Annotated in this window: 10 protein-coding genes and 1 pseudogene; 6 read left to right on the plus strand and 5 right to left on the minus strand. The window is 63.9% G+C overall.

Annotation, left to right across the window (positions count from 1 at the left end; all coding sequences use genetic code 11):
• Positions 1-25 precede the first annotated feature (25 nt).
• Positions 26-934, plus strand: coding sequence for a LysR family transcriptional regulator (locus FJV83_RS10925; protein WP_095773926.1), 909 nt, complete (start codon positions 26-28; stop codon positions 932-934).
• A gap of 25 nt (positions 935-959) precedes the next feature.
• Here FJV83_RS10925 and FJV83_RS10930 read toward each other — a convergent pair whose 3' ends face one another.
• The gene (locus FJV83_RS10930) at positions 960-2,138 is read right to left on the minus strand and encodes a lytic murein transglycosylase (RefSeq protein WP_095787834.1); all 1,179 of its coding nucleotides are present in this window, start codon (positions 2,136-2,138) and stop codon (positions 960-962) included.
• A 261-nt stretch (positions 2,139-2,399) separates the two neighbouring features.
• The gene (locus FJV83_RS10935) at positions 2,400-3,200 is read right to left on the minus strand and encodes a GH25 family lysozyme (RefSeq protein ID WP_095773927.1); all 801 of its coding nucleotides are present in this window, start codon (positions 3,198-3,200) and stop codon (positions 2,400-2,402) included.
• Between the two features lie 281 nt (positions 3,201-3,481).
• On the opposite strand from FJV83_RS10935, the gene FJV83_RS10940 reads away from it, so the two are divergent.
• Positions 3,482-4,861 carry a serine hydrolase gene (locus FJV83_RS10940; RefSeq protein WP_142885103.1) on the plus strand — a complete coding sequence of 460 codons (1,380 nt, stop codon included), beginning with the start codon at positions 3,482-3,484 and terminating at the stop codon, positions 4,859-4,861.
• A gap of 119 nt (positions 4,862-4,980) precedes the next feature.
• Here the strand turns inward: FJV83_RS10940 and FJV83_RS10945 are convergent.
• From FJV83_RS10945 to FJV83_RS10955, 3 genes and pseudogenes are all read right to left on the minus strand, one after another.
• Positions 4,981-5,652 (minus strand): annotated as a pseudogene (locus FJV83_RS10945) (class I SAM-dependent methyltransferase); the annotation flags it as partial.
• Complete coding sequence (locus FJV83_RS10950) at positions 5,649-6,947, minus strand: DUF3419 family protein (protein WP_095787732.1); 1,299 nt, start codon at positions 6,945-6,947, stop codon at positions 5,649-5,651. The pseudogene FJV83_RS10945 and the gene FJV83_RS10950, both read right to left, overlap by 4 nt.
• A 159-nt stretch (positions 6,948-7,106) precedes the next feature.
• A complete protein-coding gene (locus tag FJV83_RS10955) occupies positions 7,107-10,739 on the minus strand; it encodes a hydantoinase B/oxoprolinase family protein (protein ID WP_142885104.1) in 3,633 nt (1,210 codons plus the stop codon).
• A 181-nt stretch (positions 10,740-10,920) separates the two neighbouring features.
• Between FJV83_RS10955 and FJV83_RS10960 the strand changes: the two genes are divergently transcribed.
• The 4 genes from FJV83_RS10960 (at position 10,921) to FJV83_RS10975 (ending at position 13,674) form a co-directional block, all read left to right on the plus strand.
• Positions 10,921-11,133, plus strand: a complete 213-nt coding sequence (locus FJV83_RS10960) for a hypothetical protein (protein WP_019859105.1) — start codon at positions 10,921-10,923, stop codon at positions 11,131-11,133.
• Positions 11,134-11,288: 155 nt separating this feature from the next.
• Positions 11,289-12,008, plus strand: a complete 720-nt coding sequence (locus FJV83_RS10965; RefSeq protein WP_095773931.1) for a DnaJ family molecular chaperone — start codon at positions 11,289-11,291, stop codon at positions 12,006-12,008.
• The gene (locus tag FJV83_RS10970; RefSeq protein WP_095773932.1) at positions 12,005-12,760 is read left to right on the plus strand and encodes an N-acetylmuramoyl-L-alanine amidase; all 756 of its coding nucleotides are present in this window, start codon (positions 12,005-12,007) and stop codon (positions 12,758-12,760) included. Before FJV83_RS10965 ends, FJV83_RS10970 begins: the two co-directional genes overlap by 4 nt.
• 209 nt (positions 12,761-12,969) lie before the next feature.
• On the plus strand, positions 12,970-13,674 hold the full coding sequence (locus FJV83_RS10975; protein WP_142885106.1) for a transglycosylase SLT domain-containing protein: 705 nt from the start codon (positions 12,970-12,972) through the stop codon (positions 13,672-13,674).
• Positions 13,675-13,689: the final 15 nt, after the last annotated feature.

Below are 13,689 nucleotides of genomic sequence, written 5' to 3' on the forward strand. Positions count from 1 at the left end.
TGGCTTGTTAATCCACGGATACATAATGCGCGGATCCGAATTCACCGAGCTCAAGGCATTTTCCGCCATCGTCGAAGAGGGCAGTTTCGTCCGTGCCGCCGCAAGGCTGCGCGTGTCGCCGCCGGCGCTCAGCCAGTCGATCCGGCAGTTGGAGACGCGCATCGGCGTCAGGCTCCTCAACCGCACGACGCGCAGTGTCTCCGCGACCGCCGCAGGCGATGCGCTTTTTTCGCGGCTTGCCGTCGCCTTTGATGAACTGGAAAGCGCCATTGCCGATGTTCATGCGGCGCGCGACCGGCCGGCGGGTTCGCTACGCATCAATGTGCCGCGTGTCGCCGCGATGCGATTCATCGCGCCGATCCTTGGGGACTTTCAGCGCAGCTATCCCGATATCGCGCTGACCGTCATCGTCGACGACACGCTGGCCGACATTGTCGAAGGCCGGTTCGATGCAGGAATCCGGCTCGGCGAGCGGCTGGAGAAGGACATGGTGGCGGTGAAACTGAGCGAGGATTTGCAGATGGCCGCGGTGGCCGCTCCCGCCTATCTCGAGAACCGGACCGTACCGCGTCATCCGCAGGAACTGCACCAGCACCAATGCATCAAATTCCAGTGGCCGGGCGGCGGCAACCTCTATCGATGGGAGTTCGCGCGCGGCAAACGGGTCCTGGAAATCGCCGTCGAAGGCAGCCTGACCGTCAACGATACCGAGCTGATGCTCAATGCCGTGCTGGATGGCGTGGGCATTGCCTACATGTTCGAATACCAGGTTCGGCCCTGGATCGAGCAAGGCAGGCTGGTCCGTTTTCTGGAAGCCTGGTCGCCCAGCTTTCCGGGCTTCTATCTATACCACCCAAGTTCGCGGCACGTGCCGCCCGCCTTGCGGGCGTTCATCGATTTCGTGCGGGCGAGGAGAGCAGGCGCTAGCCGGTAGCGAGGGCCTCAAGATTGGCGGCCCCTCACAGCTTCGCCAAAAGCTCCGATGTCGGCCAGCCGTCCACCGGCAGGCCAAGCCTCATCTGCTCCTTGCGGATCGCTTCGCGGGTGTTGGTGCCCAGAATGCCGTCGACCGTGCCGACGTCGTAGCCCCGGGCCTCGAGCTTGGTCTGCAGCGCCTTCATCTGCTCGTTGTTGAGGCCTTGTTCCGGGTTGCGCGGATCAAGCGGCGGCGCGCCGGCGAGCCGTGCGGCGAGATTGGCCGCGGTCAGCGCATAGGTGAAGGACTGGTTCCATTCGAGATAGACGTCGAAATTGTCATAGGTGAGGAAGGCCGGGCCCTTGCGGCCCATGGGCAGCGCCAGGCCTGCCTTGAGGCCCTTGTCGACAAGCGGCGAGCCGTCGGGATTGGTGATGCCCCACTGCGCCCACTGTGTCAGCGGCAATTTGTTGGTGCGCCCGGTCTGATCCCAGGGCATCTCGTCGGGCACCCGCACTTCCTGGATCCAGGGCTCGTCGCGCTTCCAGCCGCGCGACAGCACCTTGTTGGCCGTGGTCATGATCACATCGGGCACGCTGTTGCGCAGGTCGATCTTGCCGTCGCCGTCGCCGTCGACGCCCCGGGCCAGATAGTCCGAAGGCAGGATCTGCGTCTGGCCGATCTCGCCGGCCCATGCGCCCTTGACGTCGGCCGGCAGCACGCCGCGATCTATGAGCTGCAGAAGCGGCACCAGCTGCTGGCGGAACAGCTGCGGGCGCCGGCAATCATGCGAAAGCGTCACCAGGGCGCTCAGCGTATGGAAATCGCCCTGCACGGCGCCGAAATCCGTCTCCAGCGCCCAGAAGGCGGTGATGACAGGCGCCTGTACGCCAAACTGCTGGTCGGCGCGGGCGAAGACATCGGCGTATTTCTTCATGTTCGCCGCGCCTTGCTTCAGCCGGTAGGCCGAAATCATGCGGTTGGAGAACTCGATGAAGGTCTGGGTGAAGACGCCCTGGGCGCGGTCGCGCGCCAGCGCCCGCTCGTCAAAGGTGGCATCTTCCAGCGCATCGAGACCGACGGCGCCGACACCGGCCGCCTTGGCTTCCGCCGCCACGCCCTGTTTCCAGGTTTCGAAGTCGCCGCCGCATTCCTGCGCCATCGCCGGCAAGGCCGTGGCGCACAGGAATAGCGCCGCGAGGGCTTGGGAACGCAGTCGCATCAGCTTCCTTTCGAACGAAGAGGGCATTGTCGTGCTGGCTGAACGCCCAACGCCCTGAATTACCGGCGGTTGCACCCTACCGCTGGCTGTGTCGAAAAGCAGGCGGCAGGCCCGGTGTCAACGGGTCTTCTGCGGCAGCCCCTTGTTCCATGGGCTTCGCTGCCGTTGAACCGGTGTCAACGGGTGTTCTGCAGCGGCCACTTGTTCCATGAGTTTCGCTGCCGTTGAGCCCGGTTCAACGATAGTCCGTTGAACCAGACGTCAACGGGTGTTCTGCCGCAGCCACTTGTTCCAGGCGGCTTCCGAGCCGTTGAAGACGTTGATGTCTGATTTGCCGGTCATGCCGGGGACGATGCCGGTTCCGGTGTACTGCCAGAAGGTGAAGGGGTGGCTGCCGTATTTTTCGCGCGGGTGGCCGGCGACCGAGCGCAGCCAGTAGGGGTAGCCGCGGAAGGTCGACAACTGGTTGTCGTCGAAGAAGTCGACGGAGGTATAGATGATCGGCTTCTTGCCGTAGTGCCGTTCGACGATCTGGAGGAATGTGGTCATCTCCGCACGCACCGTGGCGGCGTCGGGACGCAGCCTGCAGGTCGGCGATTTCGGGTTCCATTCCATGTCGAGAACCGGCGGCATGGCGGAGCGGTCGACGGGAACGTTCTGGATGAACCAGCGCGCCTGCTGGGCGGCCGGGGTGCAGAAATAGAAGAAATGATAGGGCGCGCGCGGAACGCCGGCGGCTTTCGTGCGCGCCCAGTGCTCGTTGAAATACTCGTCGAAGCGGTCGCCGCCCTCGGTCGCCTTGATGAAGGCGAAGGAAATGCCGCTCGCCTTGGCTGTCGGCCAGTCGACCGAGGTCTGGTACTTGGAAACGTCGGTGCCGTGAACGGCATAGTTCCACGGCGCGCCGCTGTCCCATTCATGCGGCTTGGAATCCTCGAAGCGGGGAGCACGCACGGCGACCGTCGGGCTGCTGGACCCGGATGGCGACAGCGGCGACAGATCGTCCACGGTCGAGCAGGCGCCAAGCAGCGTCAGCATGAAAAGGGCCGCAAGACGGCGCATCACAACTTCCAAGCCGGAAACAGCCGGTCGCTGATGGGTCTGTGAACCGATGGCCGACGATTGGTCGAGCCCCCTCCGGGCGATCGCCCCACAGCATCGCCCAGTCTATCCCTTTTGTGCATGTCCCAAAACCGCAGCGCGCTTTTGGGCGACATGCATCCTGTGATCGCCGATCATGGTTGATAATCCGTTGACGGCGCTCGACAGGAGCCCTGATTTTGCGGGAGCAATGGCGGCAATTCGATGACATAAGGGTCGGGCGAAAGCCCGGGAGGAAGCAGATGCGGTTCGTCGTCAAGATCGTCAAATGGCTGCTTGGACTGATCGTTCTGGCGGTCGCCGGGCTGTTTGGCTGGCTCTACATCGCGCCGCCCGAACTGATCCGTGTCGGTTCCGGCTATTCGGCCAAGATCGTCTGCTCCAACGTCTTCATTGCCGGGCGCGATGCCAACGAAGTGCTTGCCGTCGACGTGCAGGCGCCCGGCCACCCGCTGTTGCGGCTGATGCGGGTCTCGGTCGACAAGAACCGGGGAACGGTTTCGGCGGGCCTGCTGGGCTTCCTCGGCAAGAGCGAGGCGGTTTCCCGCGATGGGCTGGGCTGCGCCTCGATCCCTGACGGCGATGTCGGCAAGGCGCGGCGCACGACGGTCCATGTCGAGCCTTCGGCAACCAGCCTGGATACGCTGTGGCCCGAAGGCGAGCGGGTCGAGGCATCGCAGGATCCGGTGATTGCCAAGCTGCTCGACGATGCGGCGCTGACCGGGGCAGGCATGCGCGCGGTGGTCGTGGTCAAGAACGGCCGCGTCGTCGCTGAGCGCTATGGCGACGGCTTTTCGGCCAAGACGCCGCTGCTCGGCTGGTCGATGACCAAGACAGTGAACGCCGCGATCGTCGGCACGCTGGTCAAGGACGGCAAAATGGCCGTCGACAACAAGGGCCTGTTCGCGCCGTGGAAGGCGGACGGCCGCGCCGCTATCAGCCTTGCCGACATGATGGCGATGTCGAGCGGGCTGGAATTCAACGAGGACTATGGCGACGTCGCCGATGTCACGCGCATGCTCTATCTCGAGCCCGACATGGCGGGCTTTGCCGAATCAAAGCCGCTGGCGGGCGAGGTCGGCAAGGTGTTCACCTATTCGAGCGGCACGGCGGTGATGCTGTCGCGGCTCTGGCAGGACGCGATCGGCGACAAGGCCAAGGCGCTGACATGGCCGCGCAGCGCATTGTTCGGGCCGCTCGGCATGCACAGCGCGGTGCTCGAAACCGACGAGCAGGGCACGTTCGTCGGCTCGTCCTATCTCTACGCCACGGCGCATGACTGGGCCCGCTTCGGCCAGTTCCTGCTGCAGGGTGGGGTGTGGAACGGCAACCAGGTGCTGCCGGCCGGCTTCGTCGACTGGATGCGCGAGCCGGCGCCTGCCTCGAAAGTCTACGGCAAGGGCCAGTTGTGGATCGAGGCGCCGGGCGATGAGGAAAATCCCGGCGCCGGCGTCGCGGCCGGCATGCCCAAGGACACCTACTGGATGGAAGGGCACGACGGCCAGACCGTCGCCATCATTCCCTCGGAGCATCTGGTGATCGTGCGGCTGGGGCTGACGCCGGCCAAGCTCGGCTATCGTCCGCAGACGATGGTGGGCGCGCTGGTGAAGGCCCTGCATTAGGACCTTTTACCCTTGATGGGGAGGTCGGCGCGCAGCGCCGGGGTGGGCTGCCTAGCGCTCCACCCCACCCGCGCCTTCGGCGCGACCTCCTCCATCGAGGGGGAGGTGAGGTTGTGCGGTCCAATCACGCCCAGCCAGGCATAACCGCGATAAAGCGTGCGGAAACGGAAGGTTAGACTGGTTCGCCGAGATTCCGATTCCAGAACTTCGCGCAGCGATTCACGCGGCGTGACATGGAATTTTCTGAGCCAACCGCGCAGCAAGGTACGGAACCAGCCCGGCAGGCCTTCCTGCTGGCCGAAATCGACGACATGCAGGGAACCATTGGGGGCGAGCGCGGCCAGTGCCGCCGACACCGACTTCTCCCAGCCTGGGATCATCGACAGCGAATAAGAGACGAAGACACGGTCGAAGCGCTCGATGCCGTAAAGTGCGGCGGTGTCGAAATCGGTGGCGTCGCCTCGTGCCAGCGTGACGCGGCCTGACAGGCCTTCGCGGTCGATCGCCTTGCCGGCCGTCTCCAGCATTTCGGCCGAAATATCGAGGCCGAAGAAGCGGGCATCGGGGTAGCGGCGGGCGGCGAGGATGATGTTGCGGCCGGTGCCGCAGCCGAGTTCCAGCACGGTGCCGCCTTGCGGCACCTCAAGCCCATCGATCAGCCGGTCGCGGCCGAGCAGGTAGTATTTGCGGGTCAGGTCGTAGATGTGGCGCTGCCAGCGGTAGACGCCATCCATCAGTTCGGCATGATTGGCCTTGAATTCGGGGCTGGCCGGCAGCTCGGTCGTGCTCATGCGGCGCGCTTCACATAGAGGTGGAAGCCGCCATAGATGGCGGAGCGGTCGCGGGCCGAGAATTCGCGCGAGGCCTCGTCCTGATAGTCCCACTGGTCCAGCAGCGAGGTTGAGACGCGGCCCGGCAGCAGGCTGGGCTCGGCTGCGGTGCGGAAGATGACGCGGGCGCCAGCGGAGGCGGTGCGGCTGATTTCCGACCACAGCGCGTTGAGCTGGTCATCGGTCATCCAGTCCTGCGCATCGAGCAGGATGAAGCGATCGACGGCACCCGCATCCTTGCCGGCCAGGAACTCGATCAGATTGGCATGGTGGATGGCGACGCGGTCGACATTGCCGCGGATGGTCTCGTAATTCTGCTTTTCCAGATAGGCCGGCAGGGCGGCCTCGCCGGGCTCGGGATAGCGGCGGGCAAAGGCCTGCCAGGCGAAGTAGTTGTTTTCCAGGGGAAAATCGCAGGCGAGCTTCTCCAGCCGAGCCTTGAGCACGCTGGCCATGGTGCCGTCGCCTGATGTGATCAGGGAATCATATTGCGCCGGCGGAATGCCGAGGCCGAATAGCGAAGCCTTGCGCGAGGTCGCCCATTTCAAAAGCTTTCTGTCGAAGACGGGCGCCAGTTCCTCGTTGAAGAAGCGGCGCTGCTCGCCGAGGTTCCTGGCTTCCATCATGCGGGCCGGGTTGACGCCGAAGAACTTTGCCGTGCGATGGCCCATGGCGATGAACAGGCCGAGCAGGCCGGTCTGGTAGAAATTGCGGTCGAAAACACCGATGCGACGGCGACCACGCCAGTTGCGGCGTTCCCAATAGTGGCGGCTGACCGGATCGAGATGCGGCGCGATGAAACGGTCATAGGCTTGCGAATTGTGGCTGGTGTCGGCGGCGCCGAAGAAGCGGAACAGGTCGCCCTGCGAGGGCAGGCGGCGCACCGCCTCCAGCTTCATGCGGTTCAGCGCGATGTGGGCGGCATTGAGGTCGACGGCGTCGATCCGTGCCGGCGATCGGGTGAGGTAGGCCAGGATGTTGCAGCCGCCGGAAGCGATTGTGACGATGCGATGGCCCTGGCCAAGCTGCATAGCCTCCATGTCGACATCGGGGTCTTCCCAGATCTGCGGATAGACGAGGCCGGAAAACAGGAAGGCGAACAGCCGCTCGGAGATGCCGGCTTTCGAAAGCGCGCGGTTCTGGTAGACGGCTTTTCCAACTTCCTTGCCGCGGCGAAAAACCAGATCCGAGGATACGTCCGTCATGACAAAGTGATTCCCCATTTGCTTTGCCGCAAGCGGGTAACCCAGGGTCATGACAGGCCGGTGACAGCCGGAGGCATCGATAATTCTACTGCGGTGGCCATCTGACGCGGCCTTCCGCGCTTCGGGTGCTCGCGGACTCCGACGTCCGCTCCGCTCCGGTTCTCGAAAGCCACGTCACCTGACTCGCCGCAGCGAATTCTCGAAGCTCCCTCAGGCGGGTCCAAACCCGCCCGGCGTCGGCGTGATCAAAATAACGGCATCGCCGTCCTCGAGCACGGTCTGGTCGCAGGCCTTCAGCATGTCGATCGTGCCGTCCTTACGGCGGATCTTGGTCGAGCCGACCTCGCCGTCGCCGCCGCCGTCCAGCCCCTGAGGCGGGCGGTTGCGGTGCGAGGACAGGATCGCGCATTCCATCTTCTCGAGAAAGCGGATGCTGCGTTTGGTGCCGTCACCGGCGCTCCATTTGCCCTTGCCGCCCGATCCCTTACGGATGTGGAAATCCTCCAGCACCACGGGAAAGCGCAGTTCCAGCACTTCAGGATCGGTGAGGCGCGAATTGGTCATGTGGGTGTGCACCCCGGAAGTGCCGGCAAAGCCGCGGCCGGAGTTCATATGGCCGGCCGGCGAGCCGGAGCAGATCGTCTCGTAGTACTGGTACTTCTTGTTGCCGAAGGTAAGGTTGTTCATCGTCCCCTGCGCATTGGCCATGGTGCCCATGGCGCCGAACAGCGCGTTGGTGACGTGCTGCGAGGTCTCGACATTGCCGGCGACGACGGCGGCGGGGTAGGCGGGCTTCAGCATGCAGCCGTCGGGAATGACGATGTTGATGGGCCGCAGACATCCGGCATTCATCGGGATCATATCCTCGACCATGACACGGAAGGCATAGAGGACCGCGGCGCGGGCCACCGGCTCCGGCGCGTTGAAATTGTTCTTCATGACGGGCGATGTGCCGGTGAAGTCGACCGTCGCTTCGCGCTTTTGCCGGTCGACCGATATCTTCACCTTGATCACCTGGCCGGTGTCGGTGGGATATTCATAGGCCGATGTATCGGGCAGCCGCTCGATCACCCGCCGCACGCTCTCGGCCGCATTGTCCTGGACGTGGCCCATATAGGCCTCGACGACATCGAGGCCGAAATGCGCGACCATCTTGCGCAGTTCGGCGACGCCTTTCTCATTGGCGGCGATCTGCGCCTTGAGGTCGGCAATGTTCTGGTGCGGGTTGCGGGCCGGGTAACGATGGTCGGTGAGCAGCGCATGCAGCTCTTTTTCGCGGAATTTGCCGCGGTCGACGATGCGGAAATTGTCGAACAGCACCCCTTCCTCGTCGACCGTGGTGGCGAGCGGCGTCATCGAGCCGGGGGCGGTGCCGCCTATATCGGCGTGGTGGCCGCGCGAGGCCGCCCAGAACAGGATCTCTTTCTGGGCGTCGTCGAACACCGGCGTCACCACGGTAATGTCGGGCAGATGCGTGCCGCCATTGTACGGTGCGTTCAAGGCAAAGACGTCGCCTGGGTGGACGTCGCCGGAGTTCAGCCGGATAATGGTTTCGACCGAGCGGTCCATCGAGCCCAGATGCACCGGCATGTGCGGCGCATTGGCGACCAGCGCCCCTGTATGGTCGAAGACGGCGCAGGAGAAATCCAGCCTTTCCTTGATGTTGACGGAATAGGCGGTGTTCTGCAGCGTGACACCCATCTGCTCCGCGATCGACATGAACAGGTTGTTGAAGACTTCGAGCATCACCGGATCGGCGTCGGTGCCGAGGGCGGCGGCGCGCGCCTTCTTTTCCGAGCGGCGGATCACGACATGGTTGAGGTTGGTGATTTCGGCCCGCCAGCCCGGTTCGACGACAATGGTCTGGTTCGGTTCGATGATAAGAGCGGGGCCGGCGACCAGATTGGATGGGCGCAGGTTCTCGCGACGATGGATGCCGGCTTCATGCCACCGGCCTTCGGTGTAGATGCGCCGCGTTCCGGAAGCGCCGGCTTCAATCCGTGCAGGCCCGGCGGGCGCATAGGCCTCGGCGCTGCTCTCGCCGATTTCGCTGGCCTCGACGCCAACCGTCTCGACGATCATCGGCTTGTCGTCATAGACGAAACCGAATTGCGCCTTGTGGGCGATTTCGAAGTCGCGCCTTGCCTGGAAAATCGAGTCGCTTTCGAAATTCACCGGCAGCGTCGTGTCGGTGCCGTCATAGCGGATGTGCAGCACGGGCTTGGCGGCCACCGCGTCCTCGGCGATGCCTTGCACGGCCAATTCGGCGATCACCGTCTTTTTCAAGGTGGCGATGAGGCTGGCGATCTCGGTTCGGGACTCCTCGGCAAGCGGTTTGAGCAATGCCTGCTGGCGCGAGGCAAAGACCGACGCCAGGCCGATCCCATAGGCCGAAAGCAGGCCGGAGAAGGGGTGGATCAGCACCGCTTCCATGCCGAGCGCATCGGCGACCAGGCATGCGTGCTGGCCGCCGGCGCCGCCGAAGCAGTTCAAGAGATATTCGGTGACGTCGTAGCCGCGCTGGACGGAAATCTTCTTGATGGCGTTGGCCATGTTCGCGACGGCGATGGTGACGAAGCCCTCGGCAACCGCTTCCGGCGAGCGGCGGTCACCGATCTGGTCGGCCAGGGCCGCGAATTTTGCGCGCACGGTCTCGACGTCGAGCGGCTGGTCCTGGCCGGGGCCGAAGATCGCAGGGAAAAAGTCCGGCTGCAATTTGCCGAGCATGACATTGGCGTCGGTGACGGCGAGCGGACCGCCGCGCCGGTAGGCGGCGGGTCCGGGATTGGCGCCCGCTGAATCGGGCCCGGCGCGAAAACGGCCAGCCTCGTAATGCAGGACCGACCCGCCGCCGGCGGCGACGGTGTGGATACGCATCATCGGCGCGCGGACACGCACGCCGGCGACTTCGGTATCGAAAGCGCGCTCGTACTCGCCATCGTAATGGGCAACGTCAGTGGAGGTGCCGCCCATGTCGAAGCCGATGACTTTTTCGAAGCCGGCGAGCTTGGCCGTCTCGACCATGCCGACGACGCCGCCGGCCGGACCCGACAGCAGTGCGTCCTTGCCCTGGAACATGTCGGCGGCGGTGAGGCCGCCCGACGACATCATGAACATCAGGCGAGGGGGCTGGTCGCCATCTCTCGCCGCGCCCAGTTCTCCCGCCACCCTTTGCACATAGCGTGACAGAATGGGCGAGAGATAGGCGTCGACCACGGTGGTGTCGCCGCGGCCGACCAGCTTGATCAGCGGCGAGACCTCATGGCTGACCGAGACTTGGGCGAAGCCGATCTTGCGGCAGACCTTTGCCACCGCCTTCTCGTGATCGGGGTATTTCCAGGCGTGCATGAAGACGATGGCGACGGCGTCGATGCCGTCGGCCTTCGCCTGCTCGATCGCGGGCCGGCTAGCGGCGATGTCGAGCAGTTGTTCGACGCTGCCATCGGCGAGCACGCGCTCGTCGATCTCGATGACGCGCTCATAGAGCTGCTCGGGAAGGATGATCTCCTTGGCAAAGATGTCGGGCCGCGCCTGGTAGGCGATCCTCAGCGCATCGCGAAAGCCCTTGGTGATGAGCAGGAGCACGCGGTCGCCCTTGCGCTCCAGGAGCGCGTTGGTGGCGACCGTGGTGCCCATCTTGATGTCGCCGATCAGCCCGGACGGGATCGCGGCGCCCGGGTCAACGCCGAGCAGGTCGCGGATGCCCTGGATCGCCGCATCGGCATAGGCTTCGGGATTCTCCGACAGAAGCTTGCGCGGATGCAGCCCCGCTTGCGGATCGCGGCCGATGACATCCGTGAAGGTGCCGCCCCGGTCGATCCAGAAATCCCATTTCGCGGCCATGGCGGCTGTCTCCGGCATTTTTCGTTGTCAGCTTTCGTTGTTAATGCGCCAATGCATCGGCGGCAACGCATCCCGTTGATGTTACACGCGGAAACGCAACGTTACGAAACTCATGACCGTGTCGCGCATTTCCTCTGCGACCGTTCACCGCAACGTGAGCGTGTGTTGAAGGAGAGATATTATGAAAAAGCTCATTCTGGCTTCCGTGTCCGCCCTTGCCCTGCTGGGCGTCGCGGCCTGCAGCGACAGCGGCAAGGGCACTGACACCACCACCACGCAGAGCACCAATCCGCCTGCTGCTGAGCAGCCGATGAAGCCCGCGGCTCCGGCCGATAATTCGACCAAGCCCGCCGAGCCGGCTCCGGCAACGCCTGCTCCTGCGCCTGCGCAGTAGCTTGTAGTGAGTAAGCAGTAAGCGTGTCTTGGGAGAAAGGCCGGCATGATGCCGGCCTTTTTCACGGGCCGATCCATCGATCTGTCGGGGCGGCTGTCGTTCACAACCCCGTTATTGGCTTGATAGCATGGACCGGTTCGCTCTAAGAAGCGGCCATGTCGATTTGGGACCGCCTCGGCGACTTCATCACGCGGGTATCGTCTTCAGCCTCGTCGGGCGTTGCCGATGTGGTGGAGGCCGTGCGCACGGTTTTTTCCGGCGATGCGGACCTGCGCCGCCGCGTCGCCTTTTCCGTGGCGATGATCGCGCTCTCGGCCAAGATGGCCAAGGCAGACGGCATCGTCACCCAGGACGAGGTTCGCGCCTTCCAGGAAATATTCGAAGTGCCGCCCAAGGAGACGCGCAACGTCGCGCGGCTGTTCGATCTCGCCCAGCGGGACGTGGCTGGTTTCGAAACCTATGCCGAGCGCATGGCGCAATTGTGCGGTTCGGGACATTCCAATTGCGTGATGCTGGAAGACATACTCGACGGCCTGTTCCACATCGCCAAGGCCGATGGGCTGGTGCATGAACGCGAAGGCATCTTCCTGCACCGTATCGCCGAGATCTTCCGCATCGAAGAGGCGCATTACGAGTCGATCCTGGCCCGGCACGTCAATCTTGGCGCCGGCGATCCCTATGTCGTGCTCGGCATCGAGCGCGGCCGGCCGTTCGAGGAGGTCAGGAAGCGCTACCGCAAGCTGGTCTCAGACAACCATCCCGACCGGCTGATCGCGCGTGGCCTGCCGCAGGAATTCATCAAGATCGCCACCACCAGGGTCGCGGCTATCAACGCCGCCTATGAAATGATTGAGCGGGGCCTGCGGCACGCATGAGCGGCTTCCTGCCCGACGAGCCGAGCGCCGAGGTCAGGGTATCGCCGAATTTTGGGCCAAGGCGTGATGCGCTGAAACCCGACATGATCGTGCTGCACTACACCGGCATGGCGACCGGCGCCGGGGCGGAAGCGTGGCTATGCGATCCGGCGAGCGAGGTTTCATCGCACTATCTCGTGCATGAGAACGGCCACATCGTGCAGATGGTCCGGGAAAGCGACCGCGCCTGGCACGCCGGCAAGAGTTCCTGGTTCGGACGCACCGATATCAATTCCTGCTCGGTGGGCATCGAGATCGTCAATCCTGGCCATTCGCTGGGCTATGCCGGGTTTCCCCGGCGCCAGATCGAGGCGGTGATCGGCCTGTGCAAGGGAATTACCGCGCGGCATGCGATCCCCGCCATGCGGGTGCTGGCGCATTCCGACGTGGCACCGGGCCGTAAGATCGATCCGGGCGAGAAGTTCCCATGGGCCGCCCTGTTCATGGCCGGTGTCGGCCACCTCGTGCCGGCCGCACCCATCAGGCGCGGGACCGCGCTGAAGCCCGGCGACAGCGGTACCGATGTCGAGGCGTTGCAGTCCATGCTGACGCTCTATGGCTATGGCGTCGAGATATCGGGTGTTTTCGACCATCAGACGCGGATTGTCGTCGAGGCGTTCCAGCGGCATTTTCGGCCCCGTCTGGTCGATGGGCTGGCTGATGGCTCGACCATGCGCACGCTGCAGAAGTTGCTTGCCTCGGTGAGCGGATAACACGGGGCAAGGCGCCGCCCAAGTAATCTTTTCCCCTGTCAGGTTACAAACTGTCACTCAAAGTGACTTGCCCCGCCTTCATTGGCGCCAATTCGGGCCTCAAAGGGCAATTCGTACAGTTTGTCGGATCTCCAGCCCCCGGATGTTCCGCTATTAATCAAGCAGCGCCACGTGAATATCTTCGCGTGGTCCAGACAGAACAGGATCACATGCAGAAATTGACCGTTGTAACGGCAGCTCTTGCTGCCGGCGTAGTGACTTTTGCCTTCAGCGCGGCTGATGCCGCGACATGGAGCCCCCGGGCCGATCAGGGGCTCGTCGCGGTGACCAAGGGCAAGGCCACTTCAGCCAAAAGCAGCAGCAGCCTGAAGGCAACGGCGAAGCAGGCTTCCGCCAAGGTGGAAAAAGCCAGCTCGATCAAGGCGAAGAAATCCTCCGCCAAAAGACGGACGACGCGTGGCCGCAAGACCGTCGACATGACGACAACGGCATCGATCGGTCTCAGGAACGTCGCTGCGTCGACGGCAGCAGTGGCCAGCAGCGGCCAGTATTCCGCGATCGTTGCCCGCTATGCGGCAAGCTACGGCGTTCCGGTGTCGCTGGCCAACGCCGTCATCACGATCGAGAGCAACTACCGGCCGAACATGGTCGGCAGCGCCGGCGAGATCGGCCTGATGCAGATCAAGCCGGCGACGGCGCGGATGATGGGCTACAACGGTTCGGCCAAGGGGCTGTTCGATCCCGACACCAACATCAAATACGGCATGAAGTATCTCGCTCTGGCGCAGAACCTTGGCGGTGGCACGACCTGTGGCACGATCCTGAAATACAATGCCGGCCATGCCGCGACGCGGATGAACCCGATCTCGGCCGCCTATTGCAGCAAGGTCAAGGTTCAGATGGCCGCGCTCTGATAGCAAGTTGCGAGA

This window comes from Mesorhizobium sp. WSM4307, from assembly GCF_007003945.1.
Classification (GTDB): Bacteria; Pseudomonadota; Alphaproteobacteria; order Rhizobiales; family Rhizobiaceae; genus Mesorhizobium.

Bases quoted from the DNA above. Each gene is read 5' to 3' on its own strand.
- FJV83_RS10925 (WP_095773926.1), top strand. From the start codon at position 26: ATGCGCGGATCCGAATTCACCGAGCTCAAGGCATTTTCCGCCATCGTC.
- FJV83_RS10930 (WP_095787834.1), bottom strand. From the start codon at position 2,138: ATGCGACTGCGTTCCCAAGCCCTCGCGGCGCTATTCCTGTGCGCCACG.
- FJV83_RS10935 (WP_095773927.1), bottom strand. From the start codon at position 3,200: ATGCGCCGTCTTGCGGCCCTTTTCATGCTGACGCTGCTTGGCGCCTGC.
- FJV83_RS10940 (WP_142885103.1), top strand. From the start codon at position 3,482: ATGCGGTTCGTCGTCAAGATCGTCAAATGGCTGCTTGGACTGATCGTT.
- FJV83_RS10950 (WP_095787732.1), bottom strand. From the start codon at position 6,947: ATGACCCTGGGTTACCCGCTTGCGGCAAAGCAAATGGGGAATCACTTT.
- FJV83_RS10955 (WP_142885104.1), bottom strand. From the start codon at position 10,739: ATGGCCGCGAAATGGGATTTCTGGATCGACCGGGGCGGCACCTTCACG.
- FJV83_RS10960 (WP_019859105.1), top strand. From the start codon at position 10,921: ATGAAAAAGCTCATTCTGGCTTCCGTGTCCGCCCTTGCCCTGCTGGGC.
- FJV83_RS10965 (WP_095773931.1), top strand. From the start codon at position 11,289: ATGTCGATTTGGGACCGCCTCGGCGACTTCATCACGCGGGTATCGTCT.
- FJV83_RS10970 (WP_095773932.1), top strand. From the start codon at position 12,005: ATGAGCGGCTTCCTGCCCGACGAGCCGAGCGCCGAGGTCAGGGTATCG.
- FJV83_RS10975 (WP_142885106.1), top strand. From the start codon at position 12,970: ATGCAGAAATTGACCGTTGTAACGGCAGCTCTTGCTGCCGGCGTAGTG.